The organism is Pseudomonas sp. MIS38, from assembly GCF_019891575.1.
Lineage (GTDB): Bacteria > Pseudomonadota > Gammaproteobacteria > Pseudomonadales > Pseudomonadaceae > Aquipseudomonas > Aquipseudomonas putida_A.
Genome location: NZ_JAFLXF010000025.1, coordinates 11,768 through 37,195 on the forward strand (window position 1 = coordinate 11,768; position 25,428 = coordinate 37,195).

Annotated in this window: 25 protein-coding genes; 19 read left to right on the forward strand and 6 right to left on the reverse strand. The window is 62.2% G+C overall.

The annotated features are described in order from the left end of the window. Positions 1-23 precede the first annotated feature (23 nt). Positions 24-1,022, forward strand: a complete 999-nt coding sequence (locus J1G18_RS23580) for an NADP-dependent oxidoreductase (protein ID WP_223008795.1) — start codon at positions 24-26, stop codon at positions 1,020-1,022. Positions 1,023-1,053: 31 nt separating this feature from the next. Here J1G18_RS23580 and J1G18_RS23585 read toward each other — a convergent pair whose 3' ends face one another. Continuing rightward, complete coding sequence (locus J1G18_RS23585; protein WP_223008711.1) at positions 1,054-2,250, reverse strand: MFS transporter; 1,197 nt, start codon at positions 2,248-2,250, stop codon at positions 1,054-1,056. A gap of 243 nt (positions 2,251-2,493) precedes the next feature. Between J1G18_RS23585 and J1G18_RS23590 the strand changes: the two genes are divergently transcribed. The 5 genes from J1G18_RS23590 (at position 2,494) to J1G18_RS23610 (ending at position 8,623) form a co-directional block, all read left to right on the forward strand. Next, complete coding sequence (locus J1G18_RS23590; protein WP_223008713.1) at positions 2,494-3,426, forward strand: AraC family transcriptional regulator; 933 nt, start codon at positions 2,494-2,496, stop codon at positions 3,424-3,426. Positions 3,427-3,514: 88 nt separating this feature from the next. Beyond that, positions 3,515-3,970, forward strand: a complete 456-nt coding sequence (locus J1G18_RS23595) for a (2Fe-2S)-binding protein (RefSeq protein ID WP_011333895.1) — start codon at positions 3,515-3,517, stop codon at positions 3,968-3,970. Then, complete coding sequence (locus J1G18_RS23600; protein WP_223008715.1) at positions 3,970-6,222, forward strand: xanthine dehydrogenase family protein molybdopterin-binding subunit; 2,253 nt, start codon at positions 3,970-3,972, stop codon at positions 6,220-6,222. The genes J1G18_RS23595 and J1G18_RS23600 overlap by 1 nt, the downstream gene beginning before the upstream one ends. 17 nt (positions 6,223-6,239) lie before the next feature. Continuing rightward, positions 6,240-7,592 (forward strand): c-type cytochrome, encoded by a 1,353-nt coding sequence (locus J1G18_RS23605; RefSeq protein WP_223008718.1) that lies wholly within the window; start codon positions 6,240-6,242, stop codon positions 7,590-7,592. 11 nt (positions 7,593-7,603) lie between these two features. After that, entirely contained in the window at positions 7,604-8,623 is a 1,020-nt protein-coding gene (locus tag J1G18_RS23610) for an XdhC family protein (protein WP_223008720.1), read from the forward strand. Between the two features lie 27 nt (positions 8,624-8,650). Here the strand turns inward: J1G18_RS23610 and J1G18_RS23615 are convergent, their stop codons facing one another. Then, a complete protein-coding gene (locus J1G18_RS23615) occupies positions 8,651-9,661 on the reverse strand; it encodes a zinc-dependent alcohol dehydrogenase family protein (protein WP_097090345.1) in 1,011 nt (336 codons plus the stop codon). A 168-nt stretch (positions 9,662-9,829) separates the two neighbouring features. Here J1G18_RS23615 and J1G18_RS23620 point away from each other — a divergent pair, with 168 nt between their 5' ends. Further along, positions 9,830-10,726, forward strand: coding sequence for a LysR family transcriptional regulator (locus J1G18_RS23620; RefSeq protein WP_178083245.1), 897 nt, complete (start codon positions 9,830-9,832; stop codon positions 10,724-10,726). Positions 10,727-10,778: 52 nt separating this feature from the next. Then, positions 10,779-11,258, forward strand: a complete 480-nt coding sequence (locus tag J1G18_RS23625; RefSeq protein ID WP_098964342.1) for a GNAT family N-acetyltransferase — start codon at positions 10,779-10,781, stop codon at positions 11,256-11,258. A gap of 116 nt (positions 11,259-11,374) precedes the next feature. Here the strand turns inward: J1G18_RS23625 and J1G18_RS23630 are convergent, their stop codons facing one another. The 3 genes from J1G18_RS23630 to J1G18_RS23640 form a co-directional block, all read right to left on the reverse strand. Beyond that, entirely contained in the window at positions 11,375-12,328 is a 954-nt protein-coding gene (locus tag J1G18_RS23630; RefSeq protein WP_223008721.1) for a helix-turn-helix domain-containing GNAT family N-acetyltransferase, read from the reverse strand. A gap of 217 nt (positions 12,329-12,545) precedes the next feature. Continuing rightward, positions 12,546-12,887 carry a hypothetical protein gene (locus J1G18_RS23635; RefSeq protein WP_095136448.1) on the reverse strand — a complete coding sequence of 114 codons (342 nt, stop codon included), beginning with the start codon at positions 12,885-12,887 and terminating at the stop codon, positions 12,546-12,548. Between the two features lie 86 nt (positions 12,888-12,973). Beyond that, positions 12,974-13,618, reverse strand: coding sequence for an ATPase (locus J1G18_RS23640; protein ID WP_135296037.1), 645 nt, complete (start codon positions 13,616-13,618; stop codon positions 12,974-12,976). 170 nt (positions 13,619-13,788) lie between these two features. Here J1G18_RS23640 and J1G18_RS23645 point away from each other — a divergent pair, with 170 nt between their 5' ends. From J1G18_RS23645 to J1G18_RS23670, 6 genes are all read left to right on the forward strand, one after another. Continuing rightward, complete coding sequence (locus J1G18_RS23645) at positions 13,789-14,037, forward strand: hypothetical protein (protein WP_027613011.1); 249 nt, start codon at positions 13,789-13,791, stop codon at positions 14,035-14,037. 103 nt (positions 14,038-14,140) lie between these two features. Beyond that, on the forward strand, positions 14,141-15,298 hold the full coding sequence (locus J1G18_RS23650; protein WP_139054763.1) for a GGDEF domain-containing protein: 1,158 nt from the start codon (positions 14,141-14,143) through the stop codon (positions 15,296-15,298). Positions 15,299-15,306: 8 nt separating this feature from the next. Further along, positions 15,307-15,801, forward strand: coding sequence for a PaaI family thioesterase (locus J1G18_RS23655; RefSeq protein WP_098964346.1), 495 nt, complete (start codon positions 15,307-15,309; stop codon positions 15,799-15,801). Between the two features lie 108 nt (positions 15,802-15,909). Then, positions 15,910-16,782: a GyrI-like domain-containing protein gene (locus tag J1G18_RS23660; protein ID WP_223008723.1), complete on the forward strand. Its 873-nt coding sequence runs from the start codon at positions 15,910-15,912 to the stop codon at positions 16,780-16,782. 88 nt (positions 16,783-16,870) lie between these two features. Continuing rightward, positions 16,871-18,415: a class I SAM-dependent methyltransferase gene (locus J1G18_RS23665; RefSeq protein WP_223008725.1), complete on the forward strand. Its 1,545-nt coding sequence runs from the start codon at positions 16,871-16,873 to the stop codon at positions 18,413-18,415. A 203-nt stretch (positions 18,416-18,618) separates the two neighbouring features. Further along, complete coding sequence (locus J1G18_RS23670) at positions 18,619-20,748, forward strand: TonB-dependent receptor family protein (protein ID WP_223008727.1); 2,130 nt, start codon at positions 18,619-18,621, stop codon at positions 20,746-20,748. A 31-nt stretch (positions 20,749-20,779) separates the two neighbouring features. Here the strand turns inward: J1G18_RS23670 and J1G18_RS23675 are convergent, their stop codons facing one another. Further along, positions 20,780-21,148, reverse strand: coding sequence for a lysozyme inhibitor LprI family protein (locus J1G18_RS23675; RefSeq protein ID WP_223008729.1), 369 nt, complete (start codon positions 21,146-21,148; stop codon positions 20,780-20,782). Between the two features lie 41 nt (positions 21,149-21,189). Between J1G18_RS23675 and J1G18_RS23680 the strand changes: the two genes are divergently transcribed. The 5 genes from J1G18_RS23680 (at position 21,190) to argE (ending at position 25,409) form a co-directional block, all read left to right on the forward strand. Next, positions 21,190-21,420 (forward strand): hypothetical protein, encoded by a 231-nt coding sequence (locus J1G18_RS23680; RefSeq protein WP_096796409.1) that lies wholly within the window; start codon positions 21,190-21,192, stop codon positions 21,418-21,420. A 250-nt stretch (positions 21,421-21,670) separates the two neighbouring features. Beyond that, a complete protein-coding gene (locus J1G18_RS23685) occupies positions 21,671-22,990 on the forward strand; it encodes a flavin-containing monooxygenase (RefSeq protein WP_223008731.1) in 1,320 nt (439 codons plus the stop codon). A gap of 58 nt (positions 22,991-23,048) precedes the next feature. Then, complete coding sequence (locus J1G18_RS23690) at positions 23,049-23,465, forward strand: RidA family protein (protein WP_003225869.1); 417 nt, start codon at positions 23,049-23,051, stop codon at positions 23,463-23,465. A 118-nt stretch (positions 23,466-23,583) separates the two neighbouring features. Next, the gene (locus J1G18_RS23695; protein WP_223008733.1) at positions 23,584-24,261 is read left to right on the forward strand and encodes a DUF1028 domain-containing protein; all 678 of its coding nucleotides are present in this window, start codon (positions 23,584-23,586) and stop codon (positions 24,259-24,261) included. Continuing rightward, positions 24,258-25,409: an acetylornithine deacetylase gene (gene argE, locus J1G18_RS23700; protein WP_223008735.1), complete on the forward strand. Its 1,152-nt coding sequence runs from the start codon at positions 24,258-24,260 to the stop codon at positions 25,407-25,409. Before J1G18_RS23695 ends, argE begins: the two co-directional genes overlap by 4 nt. Positions 25,410-25,428: the final 19 nt, after the last annotated feature.

Consider the following 25,428-nt stretch of genomic DNA (forward strand, 5'->3'; position numbering starts at 1 on the left):
CAACCGCCAAGAGCCGCACTACGATGAAAGCATTTCTGATTGATCGCTATGGAAACAAGCCTGGGCGCATTGGCGAAGCGCCTGCCCCTGTGGTGGGTGCCCGTGATGTCTTGATCGAGGTACACGCCAGCAGCGTCAATGTGCTGGATTCGAAGATCAGCAGTGGCGAGTTCAAGCTGATTCTGCCCTATGCATTACCGCTGATACTGGGCAATGATCTGGCGGGTGTGGTGGTTGAGGTTGGCTCACAGGTGACGCAGTTCAAACCGGGAGACGAGGTCTACGCTCGCCCGCCGGAAACGCGGATCGGAACGTTTGCCGAATTGATCGCCGTGGACGAAAACGCGGTCGCCCGAAAACCCGCCAATACCAGCATGGCGCAAGCCGCATCCCTGCCCTTGGTCGCGTTGACGGCGTGGCAAGTACTGGTCGAAACCGCACAACTGAAAAAGGGTCAGAAAGTACTGATTCACGCAGGCTCCGGTGGTGTTGGCAGCATTGCTATCCAGCTGGCCAGACACCTCGGCGCCTTCGTCGCCACGACCACCAGCACCGCGAAGGTCGAATGGGTCAAGGCACTGGGCGCCGATCTGGTCATCGACTACAAACAGCAAGACTTCGAAAGCGTCCTGCACGACTACGACGTGGTGTTGAACAGCCTTGGCCCGGACGTTTTGCAAAAATCACTCAAGGTCCTGAAGCCCGGCGGCCAGCTCATTTCCATCTCGGGCCCGCCCACTGCACATTTCGCACAGGAACAAGGCTTGTCCTGGCCATTGCAACAGGTCATGCGCCTGTTGAGCTTCGGTATCCGGCGCAAGGCGCGCAAGCAGGTGGTCAGCTACACGTTCGTCTTCATGCGGGCCAATGGTGCACAACTGCAAAAAATTGCCACGCTGGTCGAGGAGGCAATCATCCGACCGGTGATTGACCGCAGCTTCTCGTTTGCCTCGACGGCAGAGGCGTTGAAGTACGTCGAGCAGGGGCGCGCCAAGGGCAAGGTCGTCGTTACGCTCAAATGACAACGTGTCCCCCGGCGGCCGGCTGAACTCGTCAGCCGGCCGCGTTCGACTCGACCAGATGAACTTCAGTCGCACTGCGACCGGCGCACCAAGCGAGCACCGACGCAATCACCAACACCGCCGCGCTGAGTTCGAAGGTGGCTTTATAACCGCTCAGATCAAACGCCAGGCCACCGACGATGGCCCCTCCGGCGATGGCCAGTTGCACGATGGCCACGAGCAGCCCTCCGCCGGCTTCGGCATCGTCCGGGAGTGTCTGCGCCAGCCAGGTCCACCAGCCCACGGGGGCCGCCGTGGCGACCAGCCCCCACAATCCGAGCAGCACCGCAGTCAGCAGCGGCGATGCGCCGAAGTTGACCAGCGCCAGCGCAATGACCGCCATTATCAGCGGGATAACTGTCAGCGTGCGGTACAGGCCAGTGCCGAGGAATCTTTCGATCACAAAGGTCCCGATAAAACCGGCAAGCCCCAGCCCCAGCAGCATCAAGGACAGGGTTGCAACGCTGACCCCGGTGACGACCTCCAGAAAGGGCCGCAGGTAGGTGAACAGCATGAACTGCCCCATGAAAAATACGCTGACGGCGACCATCCCCAAGGCGACCGGCCATTGCTTCATCAACCGCAGGGCATTACCGCTACCGGCCTGACGCTCAAGCTTGAAGGACGGCAGACTGATCAGCAGCCATATGGCCGCCAGCGCGGCGACCGGAACCACACAGAAGAACGCGCCACGCCAGCCTATCAACGCGCCGAGGAAACTCCCCGCCGGAGCGGCGATTACCGTCGCCAGCGCGTTTCCGCCGTTGACGATCGCCAGTGCCCGGGACACTTGGTCAGGCGGCACCAGACGCATCGCGGTTGCCGCCGACAACGACCAGAAACCGCCAATGGCGATGCCGATCAGGGCCCGCCCGAACATGAACGACGGATAGCCCGGCGCGAATGCGACCACCGTCCCCGAGACGATCATCAGCAAGGTCAGACCCAGCAACAGCTTCTTGCGCTCGACGCGAGCAGCGACCGCTGCAATCAACAGGCTGGTCATCAGGGCGAATGCACCGGACACGGAAATCCCCTGCCCGGCCTGGCCCTCGGTGATGTGCAGTTCGGCGGCAATCGGCGTCAGCAAACTGACCGGCATGAACTCTGAAGCGACCAGCGCGAAGGCGGCCAACGACATGGCCAGCACGGCGCTCCAGCCGCGTTGTTCTGTAGAAAGGGAAGTCATTGGGATTACCTGTATTGCGATAGGCGTCCGGGCGATTGCCCGGACCCACTGTTTTTCACGGTGCGAGGATCGCGTTGTCGAATCGCGGCTCTCCTGTAATGGTTTGACACATTCTCCCGGTCGATTCACCTCTGCCCTAGTGCATTCCTCTTGAATGCTTGCCTGATCCTCTGAGGATGCAGGGTGGTGTATAGGAATCGCCTGTGCAGCGGATTAGAGTTCGTTCAACAGGAGTTGCCCGACATGATCCCTACCCCGCTGCGCCACCAATCACCTCTGGCGTTGAACATTGACTCGCGCGTGAGCGTAGCGGGCGACTTCGCCACGTCGATACCCGGCCTGTCGCTGTTTCGTCGCGATCAGCCGGCGCCACCGGCCGTGTGCATGATCGAGCCGAGCCTGATTTTGGTGGGCCGCGGGGAAAAGCGCTTGTGGGTCGGCGGTGAGGGTTACCGCTACGACCCTTCGCGGTTTCTGGTCACCTCGCTGGATCTGCCCGCCAACTCTGAAGTGATGCTCGCCAGCCCCGAACAGCCCTGTGTCGGGCTGGTGCTGAGACTGGATGTCGGCATGCTCGCCGAGATCCTCAGCAAAGGTGGCTTGCCTGCGAAACGGCAGCCGTCGATGAACACCGGCGCTGGCATTGGCAACCTGTCGTGCGCGCTGGAAGGCGCGCTTGAGCGCCTGCTGGCATTGCTCGACGAGCCTGAGGCGATCCCGGTGTTGGCGCCGCTGGTGCTGCGGGAAATCCACTATCGGCTGCTCCATACCGATCAAGGCGCGCGGCTGCGGCAGATCACGGCCGTCGATGGCCAGGGTTATCGCATCGCCAAAGCCATCGACTGGCTCAAGGTCAACTACACCGAGGCGCTGCGCATCGATGAACTGGCGGCGCGGGTGCAGATGAGCGCACCGACCTTTCACCATCACTTCCGCCAGCTCACCGGTATGAGCCCGCTGCAGTACCAGAAGTGGCTGCGACTGAACGAGGCGCGCCGGCTGATGTTGATGGAGCGTCTGGACGTTTCGCGAGCGGCATTTGCGGTCGGTTATGAAAGTCCCTCGCAGTTCAGCCGCGAATACGCACGCCTGTACGGCACCGCACCCAGTCGGGACATCGCGCTGCTGCGTGGCGAGCCCTTCGCCGCAGAAACGCTGGGCAACGCGGCCAGTTGAACAAAGAACACGCTTTACCGGTGAGGCGCCACGCAGCGTTTCACCGCTTATAAAAATGCACGTCAACCGATGATCGAGCGGGTGAACCATGGAACTACGAATCAACCAGAAAACCTATCAGGTCGATGCCGACGCCGATACGCCCCTGCTGTGGGTGATCCGCGATGATCTGGGCATGACCGGCACCAAATACGGCTGTGGACTGGCGCAGTGCGGCGCCTGTTCCGTGCTGGTGGACGGCAACGTGGTGCGCTCGTGCGTCACGCCGGTGGCGGGCGTAGTTGGCCGCGAGGTCACCACGATTGAGGCGATCGAGGCCGATGAAGTGGGCAAACGGGTGGTCTCGACCTGGGTCGATCTGCAGGTCGCCCAGTGTGGTTACTGCCAGTCCGGACAGGTGATGGCCGCCACGGCGCTGCTCAAGCAAAACCCCAAACCGAGTGACGCGCAGATCGAGGCGGCGATGGTCAACCTGTGCCGCTGCGGCACATACAACGCCATTCATGCCGCCGTGCATGAGCTGGCCGGCAAGGGAGACGCCTGATGAGCGTGCGTATCGATCCTGCTCAGGAAGGCTCGGCACTGGCTCTGCACGAACCGATCAACGTGTCGCGCAGACGTTTCCTGGCCGGCACCGCTGTCGGCGCACTGGTGCTCGGTTTCGGCCTGCCGCTGGGCACGACTCGGGTGCAAGCGGCAGTGGCGGCCGCGACTGCCGAGCGTGGCACGCAGGTGCCGGCGTTTCTGGAAATTCGCCCGGACAACCGCGTGCGCCTGCTGTGCCCGTTCATGGAAGGCGGACAAGGTACGTTCACCGCGATGGCGCAGATCGTCGGTGAAGAACTGGATGCCGATCCGACGACTTTCCTAGTCGAAGCCGCACCACCCGGCGAAGCCTATGTGGTGATGGAAAACGGCATGCGCATCACCGGCGGCAGCATGTCGGTGCGCATGAGTTACCCGGTGATGCGCCGCCTCGGCGCCCTCGCCCGCGCCATGCTGCTGCAGGCCGGTGCGCAGAAACTTGGGGTGCCGGTCAGCGAACTGACTACCGAACCCGGCAAAGTCGTGCACACCAGGTCGGGGCGATCCGTGGCCTACGGCGAACTGGCCGAGCACGCCATGGATCTGCCGGTTCCCGATCCGGCTTCGGTGCAACTGCGTGATCCGAGCCAGTTCCGCTGGATCGGCAAACCGGTGAAGCGCGTCGATGCCTACGACAAGTCCACGGGCAAGGCGCTCTACAGCATCGATCTGAAGGTCGACGACATGCTCCACGCCGCCGTTCAGCATGCCCCGCGTTTGGGCATGACCGTGGGTAACCTGCGCAACGAAGAGCAGGTTAAAGCGATGAAAGGCGTGCATTCCGTGCATCGCCTGCCGGGGGCCGTGGCGGTGGTCGCCGAGCGCTGGTGGCACGCCAAACGTGCAGTGGAAGCGATTCAGGTCGACTGGCAGGAACCCACGGCCGACAGCAAAGTACGGCCGATGCCCGCGGATTTTTCCAGCGACGCCTGGCTCAAGCGCCTGGCTGACGACAAAGGCCCGGCCAGGGATGATGAAAATGAGGGCGACGTGGCTGCAGTTCTGGCCAGCGCCAAAACGCGGATTGACGCCACTTACCACAATCAGTACCTGAACCACGGCCAGTTGGAGCCGCCATCGGCGCTGGCCCGATTCAATCCCGACGGTTCGCTGGAAGTCTGGCTGCCCAATCAGGCGCCGGACATGTTCCGTGCCGACATCGCCAAACGCACCGGGCTGGATCCGTCGCGCATCACCTTGCATTCGCCATTGCTGGGGGGCTTCTTCGGTCGGCATTTCCTCTACGACGCCGCCAGTCCCTACCCGCAGGCAATCGAGTTATCGAAAGCGGTTGGCCGCCCGGTCAAACTGATCTGGAGCCGCGAGGAAGAGTTCCTGCGCGACGTGCTGCGTCCGGTGGCAGCGGTGAATTTCCGTGCGGCGCTGGATAATGACGGCTGGCCGCTGGCGATCGAAGCAATCAGTGCCACCGAAGGCCCGACCGAGGCGCTGGCCGGCAAACAGGGTGAGAAGCTCGACCCGACGGCGCTTGAAGGCTTGTCAGGCAAGTCCTATGCGATCCCCAACAAGCGCATCGCGCAGATCTACGCCAAAGGCCCGGCGATGCTGGGTTACTGGCGTTCGGTGGGCAATTCGCTCAACGACTTCTTCTATGAATCGTTCCTTGACGAACTGGCCGACAAGGGCGGCAAGGACCCGTTCGAATTGCGCCTGCATCTGCTGCGCGACAACCCGCGACTGACCACGCTGCTGCAAGCGGTGGGCGAGCTGTCGGGTGGCTGGAAGCGTGGGCCGTTTACCGCGGCGGACGGCAGCAAACGCGCGCGAGGCGTGGCGATGGCGTCGCCGTTCGGTACCCAGACGGCGGTGATCGCCGAGGTTTCCATCGAGCACGGTCAGGTCAAGGTGCACGACATCTGGCAGGCGATCGACCCCGGCAGCATCGTCAATCCGGCGATTGTCGAAGCACAGGTCAATGGCGCGGTGGCGCTGGGCCTGTCGCAGACCCTGGTGGAGGAAGCCGTGTGGATTGATGGCAAACCGCGCGCGCGCAACTACGACCTGTATCCGATCCTGCCGCCTGCGCGGATGGCCCGGGTCCACGTGCGTGTTGTCGAGAGCGGGGAAAAAATGGGCGGCATCGGCGAACCACCGTTGCCCGCTGTCGCGCCCGCCGTCGCCAATGCGGTGGCAACGCTGACCGGGCAACGGGTGCGCAGCCTGCCCATGAGCCGCCACACCTTCACTTGATCAGCGCCGGAGCGTCCATGAACAACAGCCGATTCGCAAGAACCGCAGGCTGGCTGGCAGTGCCGTGCCTGGTCGCGGCAGGCCTGCTGGCCTGGTATGTCACCCGCGAGCCTGTCTCGCGCCTTGAAAACACCCAAACTGCCGTGGCCGATATCGACCCGGCGCTGGTCGCGCGTGGCGAATACGTCGCCCGACTCAGCGACTGCGTGGCGTGCCACAGCGTGCCGGGCGGTGCGCCGTTCGCTGGCGGCCTGGAAATGGCCACACCACTGGGCGCGATCCACGCGACCAACATCACCCCGGAGCCGGAAACCGGCATCGGCCGCTACAGCCTGGCGGACTTCGACCGTGCGGTGCGCCACGGCGTGGCACCCGACAGCCGCCGTCTGTATCCGGCGATGCCCTACCCGTCCTACGCCAAGCTCAGTGACGACGACGTGCGGGCGCTGTACGCGTTTTTCATGAAAGGCGTGGCACCGGTCAAGCAGGCGAATATCCCGAGTGCGATTCCTTTTCCGTTGAACCTGCGCTGGCCGATTGCGTTGTGGAACGGTGTGTTTGCCGATACCGAACCTTACGTGGCCAAACCGTCGCAGGATGCCGTGTGGAATCGCGGCGCTTATCTCGTTCAAGGCGCAGGACACTGCGGCAGTTGCCATACGCCGCGCGGTCTGGCGTTCAACGAGAAGGCACTGGATGAATCCGCCACGCCGTACCTCGCTGGCGCCTTGCTCGATGGCTGGTACGCGCCGAGCCTGCGTAATGATCACAACACCGGCCTGGGCCGCTGGAGCGAACCGGAAATCGTGCAGTTCCTCAAGACCGGGCGCAACAAACACGCGGTGGTTTACGGCTCGATGACCGAGGCGTTCAACAACTCCACGCAGTTCATGAGCGATGACGATCTGACCGCGATTGCCCGTTATCTCAAGTCATTGCCGGGGGATCCTCAGCGCGACGGCCAGCCATGGCAGTACCAAACGGTTTCGGCGACGGAACGTCTGGACGCGCCCGGTGCCCATACCTACGTCACGCGCTGTGCTTCGTGCCACGGTTTGGACGGCAAGGGCCAGTCGGAATGGATGCCGCCGCTGGCCGGCGCCACGTCGGCACTGGCCAAGGAAAGCGCCTCGGCGATCAACATCACCCTCAACGGTTCGCAACGGGTGGTGGCCGCCGGAGTACCGGACGCCTATCGCATGCCGGCATTCCGTGAACAGTTGTCGGATCAACAGATCGCCGAAGTGCTGACCTTCATGCGCAGCACCTGGGGCAATCAGGGCGGTGCCATTGAACCGCAGGCCGTCAACAAGCTGCGTGAACGCACGGATCCGGCCAGCAGCAGCCCGATCATCCTGCAAATGCGTTAGAGGAACGTTTGATGGAAAGCATCGACTTGCTGGTCCTGCGCACCGCGCGGGACTGGCTCGCCGCCGGCGAGCAAGTGTTGCTCGCCACGGTGGCGCGCACATGGGGCTCTTCGCCGCGCCCGACAGGCTCGATGATGGCCTTGCGTAACGACGGGCGTGTGGTCGGCAGCGTGTCCGGCGGCTGCATCGAGGACGACCTGATCGATCGCTACACCACCGCGCATGGCGGCAGCGGCCTCAAGGACAGTGCGCCCGAGGTGGTGCGCTACGGCGTCAGCGCCGACGAGGCGCATCGTTTCGGTTTGCCCTGTGGCGGCACGCTTGAGCTGATTCTCGAGTTCAACCCGTCGTGGCAGGTGCTGGACGAACTGCTGATGCAACTGGATGCCGGGCAACTGGTGCGCCGCTGCCTGGCACTGGATAGCGGCCAGGTCACACTGCAAGCCACGGCAACTCCTGAGCAATTCAGTTTCGACGGCCAACAGATGCTCAATACCCTCGGGCCGGGGTATCGGCTGCTGATGATCGGTGCCGGCGCGCTGGCCGAGTATCTGGCGACCATGGCGCTGTTCAACGGCTTCAAGGTCGCGGTGTGCGACCCACGTGCCGAATACATCGACACCTGGGCGGTGAACGGTGTGGAGCGGATCATCGGCATGCCGGATGACGTGGTGCGCGACTTCGCGGTCGATCTGCGCACCTGTATCGTCGCCTTGAGTCATGATCCGCGACTCGACGATCTGGCACTGCTCGAGGCCCTGCACAGCCCGGCGTTTTACATCGGCGCCATCGGTTCGCGGCGCAACAGTCAGCTGCGCCGCGAACGTCTGATCGAGCATTTCGGTGAGACCCAGGCATCACTCGAACGGCTGCACGGGCCAATCGGCATCTACATTGGCAGCAAGACACCGGCGGAGATCGCGGTCAGCGTGATGGCCGAGATCCTGGCCGCGAAGAATGGCGCCAATTTGCCGAAGGCGTTTTCGATTGCCAGAGCCAAGGCGCAACAGGGTCTGGCGCAATCGCATTGAGCCCCGTTGCTTGGCCCTGTGCCTATATCAGGCGACTTTGATCACCACTTTGCCAAACGCGCCCTTCGCCAGATGCTCGTACGCCTCGCGCGCTTTCTCGAACGGATACACCTGATCGATCACCGGGCGAATCTTGTGCTGGTTGAGGAAGACGTTCATCCGGTCGAAGGATGAGCGCGGTGCCACGGCGATACCGCGAATGGTGGTCTGGCGGAAAATCAGCGGCATCAGATTGAGTGCAACGGTCTGCCCGGTCAAAAAACCTATCTGTGCAATGCGCCCGGAAGCCTTGGTCGCTGCAACCGACTGATTGATGCCGTTGCCACCGGCCACGTCGAGCAGCAGATCCACGCCTTTGCCGTCAGTCAGCCGCAACACTTCATCGGCCCAGTTCGGTGTCGTTCTGTAGTTCACGCCCGCGACCGCTCCCAGTTCCTTCACGGCTTGCAGATTGTGCTCGCTACTCGATGTGGCGATCACTTTGGCGCCCAGCGCCGTGGCGATCTGCACGGCAAAAATCGACACCCCGCCCGTGCCTTGAACCAGCACGGTCTGGCCGGGCTGGATCTGTCCAAAGTCGACCAGTGAGTACCACGCCGTGAGCGCAGCAATCGGCAGCGTCGCCGCCTCTTCGTCGCTCATGTTGTCCGGCGCGGCAACGGCGCTGTCTTCATGGATGATCATGTATTCGGCCAATCCGCCGGGCAACGGCGAACCAAAGCAGTAGTCCGGTTCATTCGGCCCCGGCTCGCCATCCAGCCAGCGGGAATACAGATGCGAGTTGACCCGATCGCCGACCTTGAAGCGGCTGACGCCGTCACCCACCGCGACCACGGTGCCCGCTGCGTCGCTCACCGGAATCAACGGTTTGGGCACCATGTGCGGCTCGTAGATGCCGTCAACAATCGCCTTGTCGCGAAAATTGAGGGACACGGCGCCGACCTTTACCAGCAATTCGCCGGACTGTGGCTGCGGGGTCGCTGTCTCTTCCAGGTGCAGATTGTCGAGGCCGAAATCTTTCAGTAACCAGGCTTTCATTGCGAATCTCCAAAAACGGATCAATGGCTGCAAACCACCAAGGGTTTGCCTGGGCACATCTTTCGCTGTTGGCCTCGCGCAATAAATACGCAAAAAGGCACATGATTATTCTATCCTCAAGCAACAATTGAATTCCGTCAGGTCCCGATCATGGAATTGCTGCAATCGATGCGACTGTTCGCTCGGCTTGCCGAGCTCGGCAGCTTCACCAAAGCCGCCGAATCGCTGGACATCGGGCGCCCCCAGGTCACCCGTTACATCCAGGAGCTGGAAACATCCCTGGGTGTGCGTCTGTTTCAGCGCACCACCAGAAAAGTCGCGCTCACCACCGAAGGCCAACTGTTCTATGAGCGAGTGCAGGAAATTCTCGCGGATATCTCGGCCGCCACTTCGATGTTCGACCGCAGCGGAGCAACGCTCGAAGGCCGGCTTCGGGTCGATATCCCGACCGCGTTCGCGCAACTGGACTTCATCAAAAACCTGAAAGCCTTCACCAGCGCCTTCCCCGGGATCGACATGGTGCTGGGCGTGACTGATCGGGCGGTCGACCTGATCGGTGAAGGTATCGACTGCGCGTTACGAATTGGCGAGTTACCGGACTCGACCTTGATCGCTCGCCCGATCGCCATGGCGACCATGGTCACGTGCGCAGCCCCCGAGTATCTGCAGGAACACGGCGAACCGCGGACACTCGACGATCTGAATGCCCATCGCGGGGTGAATTTTCTTTCCGGCCAAAACAACAGGACATTGCCCTGGCACTTCTCGGTCAAAGGCAAAGACCGCGCGTTCATCAGCAACGCCGGCATCACCGTCACCGAGTCGAATGCCTACGTGCAGTGCGGCGTAGCGGGCTTTGGAATCATTCAGGCGCCAGGCATCACCGTGGCCGAATACCTGGCCAGCGGCACCCTGGTGGAAATCCTCAGCGCCTATCGGCCCACCCCGCGCCCGGTATCACTGCTGTACCCCAGCCGCACGCACCTGGCTGCGCAAGTTCAGGTATTTGTCGAATGGCTGCAGCAGCACTTTGTGCAGATCTATCCTGACTGGCTGGAACAATAACGATCAACAGCGCCGTTCGCGGCTTGCGCGTAATCAAGGAGCACCGCACGACATGGAACAAATCACTTACCGCACCGCGACGGGCGCAGACGCGTTGAGCATGTGTGAGCTGGGGCAATTGCTTAACGACGTGCATCACACTGCCCGCCCCGACATCTATGCCCCGCCCACCGCGGAATTTTCCCGCGACCTGCCCCACTGGTCAGCGCTGTTCGAGAAACCCGGTCACGTTGTGTTCATCGCCCATGTCGACGATCAACCTGCGGCGTTTATCACGGCCAGCCTGTCGGCCAGTTCAGGGCCGTTGATGCAACCGCAGAATGTCGTTCGCATCGGCTCGGTGTGTGTCGCCGAACAGTTTTCGGGACAGGGTATCGGCCGTGGGCTGATGAATCTGGTGAAAAACTGGGCGATCGAACAGGATGCCCAGGATCTGCGTTTGACCGTCTGGCCGTTCAATAACCGTGCAGCGCGGATGTATGCGGAGTTCGGCTTTGAGACTCGGGCTGTCGAAATGGGCATGCGTTTGTAGCGGTTTGCCCTCGTCCAGACTTTTCCGGGACTGTGCGCAGCGATCTGGAAATCACGGCTTTCGCCAACCGGCTGGCGGACATGTTCAGCGCCTACGTGATGACGCTGAATCAACCTTCAACGTGAGGCGGCTGCACGGGTGAACTGCTGTTCCGTCACCACGCTGCCCCACTGACTGCCCGGCTCTTCCATGGTCAATTCGAACCCGGCCGCTTCGTACAGTCGGCGCGCGGCGTCCAGGCCCTTGAAGGTCCAGAGCTGAATCGCATCAAAACCCTGCTGATCGCAAAACTCCACTGCCGCGCTCAGCAGTTGCCGGCCGACGCCACTGCCGCGGCAGCCGTCGTCGAGGATGAACCAGCGCAAATGCGCCTGATTGTTGCCCAGATCCTGGCCGTCGATTGCGATTGAGCCGACGATGCGCTCATCAAGCGTGGCTACCCAGATCTGGTTGCAGGGCTGATCAAGGCGCCCGACAAACTCCGCCGTTTCACGGGCGACGCGGCTTTCAAAGATCGCGCCGAAACCGGAATGCCGCGAATAATAATCCGCATGCATTTGCGCCACGCGGCCGATCAGACCGGGGCGATAGCCGGCGCTGATGTGCAGGTTCGGCGTGAGTGGCCGGTCGGCGCCCAGACGGATGGTCTTGAGCGCATGCGCGTAGGTTGACAGGCCCTGCGCCACGCTCTGTTGTTGCGACGGATTGAGCGTGTCCAGTGCCTTGCTGACCTGGGCCTGGCCATAGGCATGAATGTCGGCGACGGTCTGCCGGCCCTGCGATGTCAGGTGCAGATGCTTGACCCGGGCGTCCTCGGCAGCACGCTCCTCGATCTCCCCGGCCTTGATCAGTTTGCCGACCATGCGGCTGACACTGGATTTTTCCAAGCCAAGGCTTTGCGCCAGTTGCGCAGCGCTGACGCCGTCCCCTGCCTCGATTTCCAGCAATGCGTGCACGCCGGAGGCGGAATAGTCGGTCGCCGCCAGGGTGGCGCGCAGGAAACCGAATTCACGCACTATCGTGCGCGACGCTGTACGGATTTCTTCGATCAAGGCTGTAGGGATACTCATGACACACCACCACTGAAATTTAGTTGTACCATACAACCATGTTTCAATATGACGGCGCAAGAAGCCGACGACTCCGGGCGAGCGGTCGATTGTCGGCGTCGCCACAGCAGCAAACGTCAGACAAAAAAAGCCCCGCAACCGAATGAGGTGCGGGGCAAAGTATTGGTTGGTTGCGGCCAACCAAAGGAGCTCGGTTAAAACGGGTTGCGCACCCGGGTCAGATGCAGTCCTGGGCGGCGCGTTCAAAACTGGAAGGCAGGAAGTTCGAAGCCAGCAAGTGGCGCTCGTAGATGAACACCTTGCCGCCGTTGCCGGCCTTGTAGGCTTCCAGCACGTTGTCTGCCGACACCTTGCTCGGCACCACGATCCGGTAGCTGCGCTGGGTCTGCGAGACGGTCGGGTTCAGCGCACTGCCCTGCAGCTTCGGCACCACGCAATCGGCGTATTGCGCCGGAGTCTTGTTGGTCTGCAAGGTCAGCGTCGGGTCGTTCGGTGCGGAGGCGCAACCGGCGAGCAGCAAGGAAGCAACGGCCAGGGTCGGGGCAAACAAAGCACGCATCGGGGTCATCCTGAAAATAAAGGTTCGGTTCATCTGGCAGCGATTTAGCGTCACGGCGCCGCCGCTGCCCTTTTGGTTTTGAGTGTTCAGCTGGAAGCCACCAGCGCCTTGAGCGAGGCATCGAACTGCTTCAAGGCATTGAGTTGCAGGTCACGTTGCTGCTCGATCTGCGCGGCAATCTCGTGCGCCGCTTTGTCGTGTACCCAGACCGACGAAATCTGTTTTTCCACCGAGCCCTCGGCTTTGCCGATGTACTGCAGGTCGGCATCGTAGAAACGCGCGATGAAATGCGCCTCGTACAGGCTGTTCTGCTGAGTCAGCAAGCGGTTGAAGGTGTCGAGTTTCACCACTATGTCCGGGTGTGCCTGAATCAGCGCATCAAGGTCGTCGTAAACGGTCACCGACAGAAACTGGCGTTGCAACGAGCTGAGCAACCAGTCGATCGCCAGTTCCGGGTCGGAGCTGCTGACAAAGGCTGCGCGAATTCGCGGATCCAGTGCATCCTTGGCCCCGTGCAGCGCCATATCGTGGTAGCGCGTCAGGTATTGCAGGTTTTCCCGGGTGTTTTCGCTGTACAACACACCCACGGTCTGTGAATGCTGCAAAGTCGCGCTGCTGCCGGCGATTGGCTGAAGATGACACGCACAGGCGTCGTCGGCGTAAGACGGTGCCGTGGCTACCATGCCGCTCATTAGCAGAGCGGTCAGCGCCAGTCGGGTCAGGGTCTTCATCGCGCAATTTCCTTGAGCTGCGTTTTCAATGAGGGCAATTTTCCGCCTATTGCCAGCAAAGCTGAACTTGCGTTTCGTGATGGTCACTATTACTTCTAGCGATAGTTGCGCACGATAAAGACGGGTACACACTCATCCCCAATGACTAAAACAACAGTGAGGAAGCCGATTTGAGAACCTTTGACCTGATCCGCGACGCGGTTCTGCCCGACTTTCGCGAGCGGGTGGCGGAATACCTGGTGCAGTACGAAAACGTGTTGCTGGACAAGGACATCACCGATGCGCAGCTCAAGCGCGATACCGCCAATCAGTTGCGTGGCTATTTGCGCGGGCTGAACACCACCCGGGTGCTGGGCATGGCGTACTGGGAAGAACTGGATCGACGGGTCGTCGACACCTGGCTCACGCCTCACGAATGAGCGTGGACGCCGGTCGGTGACGATCGTATGCGGCGCCTGCCAAAACGGCCCCGAACGCTTACAATCGGCGGCCTTACCGACCTTCTGACAGGCTCCCCCGGAAATGCCGCTCGACCCACCAACGATGCTGACCATCTCGATCGCTCTCGCAGCCGCTGCCGCGCTGTACCTGGCGGTCGAGTGGCGCAGCATTCGTGAGCCTTCGCTGCTGTTCTGGAGCGCCGGTTTCGCCACCATCACCGTCGGTTCCACCCTGGCTCTGCTGCGTAGCAACGGCTTTTTGCTGATCGGCATCTGGTTCGCCAACGGCTTGCTGGTGACCGCGCACTTCCTGTTTCTGCTGGGAGTGGCGCGCTTTACGCAGACCCGCCTGTCACGCGCCTGGTACCTGATTTTCGTCACCTGGCTGGTTTTGCTGTTGCTGCCGGACGGGCCGTTGTGGTCGAAAGTCATGCTGGCCGCCAACTCGCTGCTGGTCGCCGCCTCGACGCTCAAGGCCAGTCTGTTGTTGCGCCCGCATGGCAAGTCGCTAAGCGTCGGTGCGGTGCAATTGCGCTATGTGCTGCTCGGTCACGGCATCTTCTATGTGGCCAAGGCCCTGACCGTGGTGATCCCCGGCACGCTGATCGACCTGGCTGCATTCCGTGGCGTAATCATCCAGATCTCGCTGGTCGAGGGCGCGATGGCGATCATGCTCATCGCACTGTCGATGACCGGGACCGAACGCTACCGGCGCGAGGAGCAGATCGCCCGACTGGCCGCCCGCGATCCACTGACCGCGCTCTACAACCGCCGCGCCCTCGACATGCGCGCGCCGGGCCTGCTGCGGGGCGTGTCTGCGGCGCATCCCGGCGCCCTGCTATTGATCGATATCGACAACTTCAAATCGGTCAACGATCAGTACGGCCACAGCGCCGGCGACCGTTTGCTGGTGGCGTTGAGCGAAATGATCCGCGCCGAGACCACCGATGAGGCGCTGGCCGCCCGTTTGGGCGGTGACGAGTTCGTGATTTTGCTGAGCAACGCGCCCAGTGATCACATCGTCAGACTGGGCGATGCCCTGCGCGATCAATTTCAGCGCAGCGCCGCCCAGACCTTCCCCACCGCCGAACCGGTGACGCTGAGCATCGGCGCCACCCTGTTCAACCAGCCACCGGCCAGCCTCGCGGCATTGATCGAACAAGGCGACGCCGCGCTGTATGAATCCAAGCGCGGTGGGCGCAACCGCCTGCGCCTGACCGGGCTCACCACTTCAGGATGATCAGACCCATGACCCGCTCCGAAACGCCTCTGCAAGACCTCGCCGCCCCCGAAGGCGTCTGCTACGGCTGCGGCAGCCGCAACCCCCATGGCCTGCACGTCAAAAGCTACTGGCACGAGGACGGCGTGCACGTCATGGCCGAACACCTGCCGGACGACAAATACTGCGGCTGGCCGGACCTGGTATACGGCGGCCTGCTGGCAATGCTGGTCGACTGCCATTCCAACTGGACCGCGATGGCTTACCACTACCGCGCCGAACAGCGTGCACCGGGCAGCCTGCCGCGCATCGACTGCGTCACTGGCAACCTCGGCCTCAAGTTCATCAAACCCACACCGATGGGCGTCACCCTGACCTTGCGCGCCAGGGTCGAAGGCGACGTCGGGCGCAAAACTCGGGTGATCTGCGAGGTGTACGCCGGAGAAGTGCTGACGGCGGTGGGCGATTCGGTGTTCGTGCGGGTCGATACCGGGCAACTGGCGGACGCGGCGCACGGCCGCTGACTCCACACGCGCCCCTGTCGGAATGACACTTGAGCAAACTCGGCTAGGCGTGCCGACCCGGAAATCGACGAGGCTATAGCAGACCGCACTTCCAGGAGCTTCCAACCCGTGTCCGACCTGCCGACCCACCGCGCCTATACCCGGCGCTTCAACAGCGTGCTCGCCTACATCGATGCCCATCTCGAAGGTGACCTGTCGGTGAATACGTTGAGTCAGTTGGCGAACTTTTCGGTGTTTCACTTCCATCGGCAATTCAGCGCGTTCGTTGGCGTGCCGGTCTCGCGCTACGTGCAACTGATGCGTTTGCGCCGGGCTGCACATCGGCTGGCCGCACAGCCGCAACACTCGATACTGGACGCCGCGTCTGACGCCGGTTTCGAGAGTCCGGAAGCGTTCAGCCGCGCCTTTCGGCGCGACTTCGGCATGACGCCAAGTGCCTTCAGAAAGCAACCGAACTGGCAGACCTGGAATGCGGTATTCGCCATCCCCCACTTTTCCAGGAGCGTCATCATGCAAACCAGAATCATCAATTTCCCAACCCTACGGGTCGCTGCGTTTGAACATCGCGGCGCGCCGGGGGAGGTGCAGCAAAGCGTGCAGAAATTCATCGCCTGGCGCATGCACAGCGGGCAGTCACCGGTGGCCTCGAGTCGCACCTTCGGCATTCCCTACAACAACCCCGACACCACTGCGGCGCAGGATTTTCGCTTCGCCATCTGTGGCGAGATCGACGAAGCCGTGGCGCCCAACACCTTCGGCGTGCGCGAAGCGGTCATCCCCGGCGGGCGTTGTGTGGTGGTACGGCATGTCGGTTCACCGGATCACATCGGCGAAACCATCTATCCCGTCTACCGCGACTGGCTGCCGGCCAGCGGTGAGGAATTACGTGATCATCCGCTGTTTTTCCATTACCTGAGCGTCTTTCCCCAGACGCCGCAGGAGCAATGGCAGACGGACGTGTACGTGCCTTTGCAAGGGTAAAGGTCACCGAGGTGTTTTTTCGCTTGTCGTGTGCAATGCCAAGCCCTTATAAGAGCGCTCTTTCTCTCTCGAAATAAAGGATGCGCACATGAGCAATGCCTGGAACGAAGGGTATTTCACCGACGAGGGCTACACCTACTCGTATAGCCGGGAAATCAACCCGGTGTTCCAGCGCTTTTGCCTGTTGCTGCGTGGCTTTGCCACGCTGGAGAACGCCGGCGGCTACCACTGCGAACTGGGCTTTGGCCAGGGTGTTTCCATCAACATCCACGCCGCCGCCAACCCGGGCAACTATGTCGGCACCGACTTCACGCCATCTCAGGCCGCGCATGCCATCGCATTGGCGAACGACTGGAACAGCCAGGCCCGTCTGTATGACGACAGCTTCGAGCAACTGCTGGCCCGCGATGATCTGCCGGCGTTCGACAGCATCAGCCTGCATGGCATCTGGTCCTGGGTCAGCCGCGACAATCAGCAACTGATCGTCGAGTTCGCCCGTCGCCACCTCAAGCCCGGCGGCATGTTGTACGTCAGCTACAACTGCTTCCCGGGCTGGTCGCCTTCGGCGCCCCTGCGCAATCTGTTCAGCCTGCACAATCGCTTTGCCAGCCAGGCCTCGACCAGCCCGGCCAAACGCATCGATGCCGCGATGGAGTTTTCGGAAACGCTGTTGGCGGCCAATCCGAAGTACGCCAGAGCGGCGCCGGCCCTGGGTGCCCAGTTGCAGAGCATCAAGGGCCAGAACCGTCAGTACGTGGCCCATGAGTATTTCAATCGCAACTGGGACTGCATGTATTTCATCGACGTGGTCGATGCCATGACCGCAGCCAAACTCGACTACGCCACTACGGCCGTACCGCTGGACACCGTGGCTGCGCTGAATCTGAGTGCAGAAGGCATGGACTTTCTGGAAGGTATCGAGCACCCGATCATGCGCGAACAGGCGCGCGACTACTTCATCAATCAGAACTTCCGCCGGGATCTGTACGTACGTGGCGCCAATCGGCTATCTGCCGCCGAGCAGCGCGACAGCTTGCTGAGAAGCCGGTTTGTCCTGCTGCAAGCGATTGAGAGCATTCCCGGCACGGTCACTGGTCCCGCCGGCGAGGCTGCGCTGCAAACAGAGATTTACAGCCCGGTGCTCGAAGCGCTCGCTGCCAGTGCCTACGCACCGAAAACCCTGCAGCAGTTGTCGATGGCCGTCGGCTCCGTGTCTTACGACGACCTGGTGCAGGCTGTCACCGTGCTGATCGGCATGGGCGTCGCCGCCCCGTGCCAGAGCGAAGCCGCCGAAAGGCAGGTGCAGGAACGTTGCGACACCCTCAACCTGCAACTGTGCAAGCGCGCCCTGTTCAACAGCAACATTCAGGTGCTGGCCAGCCCGGTCACCGGCGGTGGTGTGCCGATCAGCCGCGTGCAGCAGCTGTTCCTGATTTCGATCAAGCAAGGCATGACCGACCCGCAAGACTGGGCGCAGTTGGCGTGGGCCGTCATCGGTGATCAGGGCGAAGTGCTGCACAAGGGTGACCAGCCGCTGCTCACGGCTGAAGAAAACCTTGCCGAGATGACCGAACAGGCCCGGGCATTCGCCCAGACACCATTGGACATTCTCATGGCGCTGAAGATTGCTTGATCCAGATATACGCCGGACGACTGGCCGCGATAAAACGCGGCCAGTCGTCTGCGTGTATGGTCCTGACTGCCGCCTCCTGAGCCATCCTGCCCCCACCTGCCACGCAGCGCCCCGTTAAAAAAGCAAAATTGCCATGTGTTTCCGTCGTTCCTTCTTGCGTCGCACTGTTCAATGCCCGTTCCTGTCTGCCTGGAGTTTCTTCGATGCCGTCGCCCACATCCCTGCCCTCTGCCCTGCTGGGCCTGGCCCTCGCCTGCCCGGTCATGGCCGAGGAACCCAAAAGCATGGAGTTGGGACAGGTGCTGATTTCGGCTGAAGAACAAAGTGACGCCGACGCCTCTGTAGCCGAGGCCCAATCGCGTCTGGCGCAGGTGCCCGGCGGCAGCAACGTGGTTGACCTGCGCCAGCCGTTGCAGGGCCGGGTGGCGAGCAATCAGGATGTGCTGGCGTATCAGCCTGGGGTCTACGCGCAATCGGCGGGTAATGAAGGGGTGAAAATCTCGATCCGTGGTTCGGGGATCAACCGCGCACCGGGCGCGCACGCTTCGGGGTTGTACACAATGCTCGACGGCCTGCCGCTGACCGGCCCCGGCGGCACGCCCTACGAATTGCTCGAACCGCTGTGGCTCGACCATGTGGAGGTGCTGCGCGGTGCCAACGGCTTCGATCGCGGTGCACTGGCGCTGGGTGGCGCCATCGATTACGTCAGCCACACTGGCTATGACGCGCCGAAATTGCAGGTGCGCTATGCCACCGGCAGCCACGGTTATCAGCAGCGTCAGGTGAGTTCCGGGCAAGTGCTGGGCGACTTCGATTACTACGTGTCGCTGACCGATGCGAACGCCGACGGCTATCAGGATCACACCGCCAGCGAGAGCAAAGGCGTGATCGCCAACTTCGGCTATCGCTTCAATCCGAACCTGGAAACCCGCTTCTATATCCGCTATCGCGAGACCGACAACGATCTCGCCGGCCGCGTGACCAAACACTCGATCGAGCACACTCCAAGGGCGGCCAACCCGGCTTATGTGTCGCGCGACGACAGCCGCAAACAACCGGGCAGCACCTTCATCGGCAACAAGACCACCTACTACATCGACGACGATTCGAGTATTCAGACCGGGCTGGTCTATCACGACTACCCGATGGACCTGCGCGAAGGCCCGAACCGTCTGAAAGTGGCCTACACCGACGTCAGCGGCACGTTCGACTACAAGCGTCGCGACACTTTGTTCGGCATGGAAAGCCGCAGCACCGTGGGCCTGCGCACCACCAAACACCTGCCCAACGACGGCGCCAGTGAATTCGTGCGCATCCCGTCCGGCAACACCGCCGCGTATGCGCCGGGCACCCGCATGCGCAACTTCACCTATCAGGGTTCGGACACCGTGCTGCATGTGGGCAACGACCTGGAACTCGCCGACGACCTGTGGCTGACCACCGGCCTCGCCGCGATCTACACCCGCCGCGAAAGCGCCGTCACCTACCCGCAAAGCGGCGGCAAAACCAGCCTGAATGACTGGGATTACGCCCCGCGTCTGGGCCTGCGCTATCAGGTCTCGCCGGACCTGCAACTGTTCGGCAACCTCAGCCGCTCAGTCGAGGCACCGCACCCGTGGTCGCTGATCTACAGCTCGAACATCCGCTTCCCCGCCGGCAACGGCGCGGCGACCGGCACCCAGAGCGACCCGATCAAACTGCAAAACCAGACCGCGACCACCCTCGAACTCGGCGGTCGCGGCGACAGCGCACTCGGCCAGTGGAGCCTGGCGTGGTACTACGCCCAGGTGCGCCACGAATTGCTGTCGGTACTGCCGGACGCCAACGCCGTCACCCCGTACGAACTCAACGCCAGCCCCACCGTGCACCAAGGCGTGGAAGCCAGCCTGCAAAGCACGCTGTGGTCAGCCGCCGACGGGCGCAAACTGAGCCTGCGTCAGGCCTACACCTTCAGCGATTTCCACTACCGCGACGACCAGCGTTTCGGCGACAACCGCCTGCCCGGCCTGCCGATGCACTACTACCAGGGCGAACTGCGCCACGACTGGCCACAAGGTTTCTTCGCAGCGGTCAACACACAACTGGTGTCCAAAGTCGCGGTGGATTACGCCAACAGCTACTACGCCGATCCCTACGCACTGTTCGGCGCCACCGTCGGCTACAACGCGCCGAAAAACGACTGGCAGACCTGGTTGGACCTGCGCAACCTGACCAACCAGCACTACGCCGCAACGGTCACACCGGGATATGACGACAAGGGCCTGGATGCGGCGCGGTCTACGCCGGGTGAAGGGTTCGGGGTTTATGTCGGGGTGTCGTGGAGTCTGCTCTGACGGCATGCCCTGACCAGACAAACGCAGCGGGTCAAAACGGCCCCTGCGTCATCACCCGCGTCTCGATAATGCTGCGCAGCGCAACGACCCGCTTCTGATACAGATCGGTCAAACAATCGAGCTTCGCGCCACAGGCCTTGCGGCGTTTGAGGAACTCCTGCTGCTCACCGATCAGCGCATCGCGCCCGCCCATCGGCAGCAGGCGTTTATCGAGGCTGAACAGCTCGCCCATGGTGACGTCCAGGTCGTTCAAGGCGCGGTTGGCGCAAACGGCTTTTTCGTCCATGGATTTTGCCTTGCCGCAGTCAAAACTGGCGGCTTGCGTCGAATTGGCAGCGATCAGCAACGCACAGCCGAGGGCGGCTGCGGTCACCCGTGAAATTTCTCGAACTCCCGTCATGGCTTCGTATCCAACGTTGTAGGTCAATGGAGGTATGAAAAATGAAAAGCACCGACGATATCAAGCCTGCAACACCTCATAACGCGCCACCGCTCGACTCCTCGGGCAAACCGGTGGATGTGGTGAACCGCGATCTGCAGGACAGCGACGACGACACCCGCGCCGTGGACGAGGTGATTACCCCCACCTCCACCCGCGTCATGGAACAGGACACCGAGGAGCTCAAGCGTAAGACCGATGCGATCGAACGCAAGGTCGCCGACGGTAACTGACGCGACGCTCCCCCTCCTTAAAGTGAATTTTCACCTTCCTGTCCCGGGTTTTCCTGCCCGGGACAACCCTCCCCCTGTCCTGCAAGCCGCGTTTTTACTGGCTTCGCCCCTTCTGCTTCAGCAATTTGTATTCACATCCCAGCTTAATAATATTTTACCGATACCCCCCTCCTGCCTAGTCTGACCGCAAGCAAAACGGACAAGCCTGAAGCGATCCGAATCCACTTGCCTTGCCAGGAAGGATGTAGAAATGACCACTGAAATAATAAAAACAGACACGCTTGTCGTGGGGGCCGGACAGGCCGGTGTGGCGATGAGCGAGCACCTGAGCAAACTCGGCGTGCCGCACCTGGTGCTGGAGCGCAGCCGCATCGCCGAACGCTGGCGCACCGGGCGCTGGGACTCGTTGGTAGCCAACGGTCCGGCGTGGCACGACCGCTTCCCGGGGCTGGAATTCGATGATGTCGATCCCGACGGTTTCGCCCATAAGGAGCGCGTGGCGGACTACTTCGAAGCCTATGCGAAGAAATTCAACGCGCCGATCCGCACCGGGGTCGAGGTCAAAAGCGTGGTGCGCAATGTCGGGCGTCCGGGCTTCACCGTCGAGACCTCCGAAGGCGTGATCGAGGCCAGCCGCGTGGTCGCGGCAACCGGCCCGTTCCAGCGCCCGGTGATCCCGCCGATCGCCCCGCAAGACCCGCGTCTGTTGCAGATCCACTCCGCCGACTATCGCAATCCGCAGCAACTGCCCGCAGGCGCAGTGCTGGTGGTTGGCGCTGGTTCGTCAGGCGTGCAGATCGCCGATGAACTGCAGCGCTCCGGCAAGCAGGTGTACCTGTCGGTAGGTGCGCATGACCGTCCGCCGCGTGCCTATCGCAACCGTGATTTCTGCTGGTGGCTGGGGGTGCTCGGCGAGTGGGATCAGGCGGCGATGAAACCCGGCCGCGAGCACGTGACCATCGCGGTCAGCGGCGCGCATGGCGGGCGCACCATCGACTTCCGTGGCCTGGCCCATCGTGGCATGACCTTGGTCGGCGTCACCGAGTCGTTCAACAACGGCGTGGTGACTTTCAAGCAGGACCTGCGCGACAACCTCAAGCGCGGTGACGAGAACTATCTGGCGCTGCTGGATGCCGCCGATGCCTACATCGAGCGCAACGGTCTCGACCTGCCGGAAGAACCCGAAGCACGCGAAACCTATGCGGATCCCGATTGCGTGAAAAATCCGCTGCTCGATCTGGATCTGGCCAAGGCCGGGATCACTTCGATCATCTGGGCCACCGGGTTCGCCGTGGACTATTCCTGGCTGCAGGTCGCAGCGTTTGACGACAAGGGCAAACCGCAGCATCAGCGTGGCGTGTCCAGCGAGCCGGGGGTGTATTTCCTTGGGCTGCCATGGCAGTCGCGCCGTGGCTCGTCGTTTATCTGGGGCGTGTGGCACGACGCCAAACACGTGGCCGATCACATCGCCACCCAGCGCAAATACCTCGATTACAAGGATGCCGAGCAGCGTGAAGCCGCCCTGCATTCGACCGCCAGCACGAAAGCCGCCGATACCGTCGACGCTTGATTGCCCTCTTTCGCGGCGGTGCCCGGTGCGCCGCTGAACACTCAGTCTGGAGCTGTACATGAGCAAGCCAACCCACACCCGCATCCGTATGTTCAACACCAAGGACACCTACCCGAATCAGACGCTGGATAACGACCTGTGCCAGGCCGTACGCGCCGGCAACACGGTGTACGTCCGAGGTCAGGTCGGCACCGATTTCGACGGTAATCTGGTGGGCCTCGGGGATCCGCGTGCGCAGGCCGAACAGGCCATGCGCAACGTCAAGCAACTGCTGGAAGAAGCCGGCAGCGACATGAGCCATATCGTCAAGACCACCACCTACCTGATCGACCCGCGCTACCGCGAGCCGGTGTATCAGGAAGTCGGCAAGTGGCTCAAAGGCGTGTTCCCGATTTCCACCGGGCTGGTGGTGTCGGCACTGGGGCAGCCGCAGTGGCTGATGGAGATTGATGTGGTGGCGGTGATTCCCGAGTAAGTCGGCAGACCGAGTCGCGGCCATCGCGAGCAGGCTCACTCCTACAAAGGAACGCATTTCAAGGTAGGAGTGAGCCTGCTCGCGATGAGGCCAGTCAAGACACACAAGGAGTAAACAGATGACCTTTTCAATCGCAGCCCGTTGCCCCGAAACCGGCCAGTTCGGTGTCGCCATCAGTTCCTCCAGCATCGCCGTCGGCGCGCGTTGTCCGTGGCTGCTGCCGGGTGTCGGCGCGGTGTCGAGCCAGAACATCACCCTGCCGTCCCTCGGCCCGGAAGTCCTCGCGCTGATGGAACAAGGCCACGCGCCCGACGCTGCGCTGGACCAGGTGCTGACCCGCAACGGCTACAGCCAATACCGACAGATCACCGCGATCAACCACTTCGGCCAGACCGCGCATTTCAGCGGCGCGCAAACCCTCGGCGTGCACAACGCGGTCTCCGGCGAACAATGCGTGGCCGCCGGCAACATGCTCGCCGGGCGCTCGGTAATCGAAGCGATGGTCAGTGCCTTTGAGGACGGCGAAGGCCAGTTGGCCGACCGCTTGCTCAAGGCCTTGCACGCCGCACAAGCCCTCGGTGGCGAAGCCGGGCCGGTGCATTCGGCAGCCGTGGTGGTGGTCGGCGAACAGACCTGGCCGATCGTCAATTTGCGCGTTGATTGGGCCGACGAAGACCCGATTGGCCAGTTGCAAAAACTCTGGGACGCCTATCAGCCGCAGTTGCAGGACTACATCGACCGCGCACTCGACCCGGCCAAGGCGCCGGGTTATGGCGTTGCCGGTGATGATCGATGAGCAGCAGCGTCGCGTTGCTCAAGACGCTGGTGGGCTTCGACACCACCAGCCGCGAATCCAACCTGCAGCTGATCGAGTTCGTGCGTGATTACCTCGCAGGCTTCGATGTGCCGTGCGAGCTGATCTACAACGCCGAGCGCAGCAAGGCCAATCTGTTCGCGACCATTGGCCCGGCCGAGCAACCGGGCATCGTGCTCTCGGGGCACACCGATGTGGTGCCGGTCGATGGTCAACCATGGACAGTAGCGCCGTTCGAACTCAGCGAACACGACGGCAAGCTGTTCGGGCGCGGCACCGCCGACATGAAGGGCTACATCGCTTGCGTGCTGGCGCTGGTGCCGGCGCTGGTCGCTGCAGAGCTGCGCATGCCGGTGCACATCGCCCTGTCCTATGACGAAGAAGTCGGCTGCCTCGGGGTACGCTCGTTGCTCGCCGAGCTGGAGCAGCGGCCGGTCAAACCGCTGCTGTGCATCATCGGTGAACCGACCGAGTTGAAACCGGTGCTCGGCCATAAAGGCAAACTGGCGATGCGCTGCGACGTGCGCGGCCATCCGTGTCATTCGGCCTACGCACCGCTGGGGGTCAACGCCATCGAGTACGCCGCCGAGCTGATCGGTGAGCTTGGGCGCATCGGCCAGCAACTGAAGGCGCCCGAGCATCACGACGCGCGTTTCGATCCGCCCTACAGCACGGTGCAGACCGGAGTGATCAGCGGCGGTAAAGCGCTGAACATCGTCCCTGCCGACTGTCGCTTCGACTTCGAAATCCGCGCCCTGCCCTCGCAGGATCCAACCCAGGTCGCGCAGCAGTTGCAGGCTTACGCCGAGCAGCAAGTGCTGCCGCGCATGCGGGCAGTGAGTGAGCACAGCGCGATTCGTTTCAGTGAGCTGTCGGCCTATCCGGGCCTGGCTACCGATGCGCAGAGTCAGGCGGCGGAGTTGATCGCGGCGTTCTGCGGTTCGCAGGAGTTTGGCACCGTGGCGTTCGGCACCGAGGGCGGGCTGTTCGATGCGGCGGGTATTCCCACCGTGGTCTGTGGCCCCGGCAGCATGGATCAGGGGCACAAACCTGACGAGTTTGTCAGTCGTGCGCAACTCGATGCCTGCGATGCGATGCTGCAACGGATGCTGGCCTCGATTCGCGCCTGATCCTTTCGGCCTGACTGCC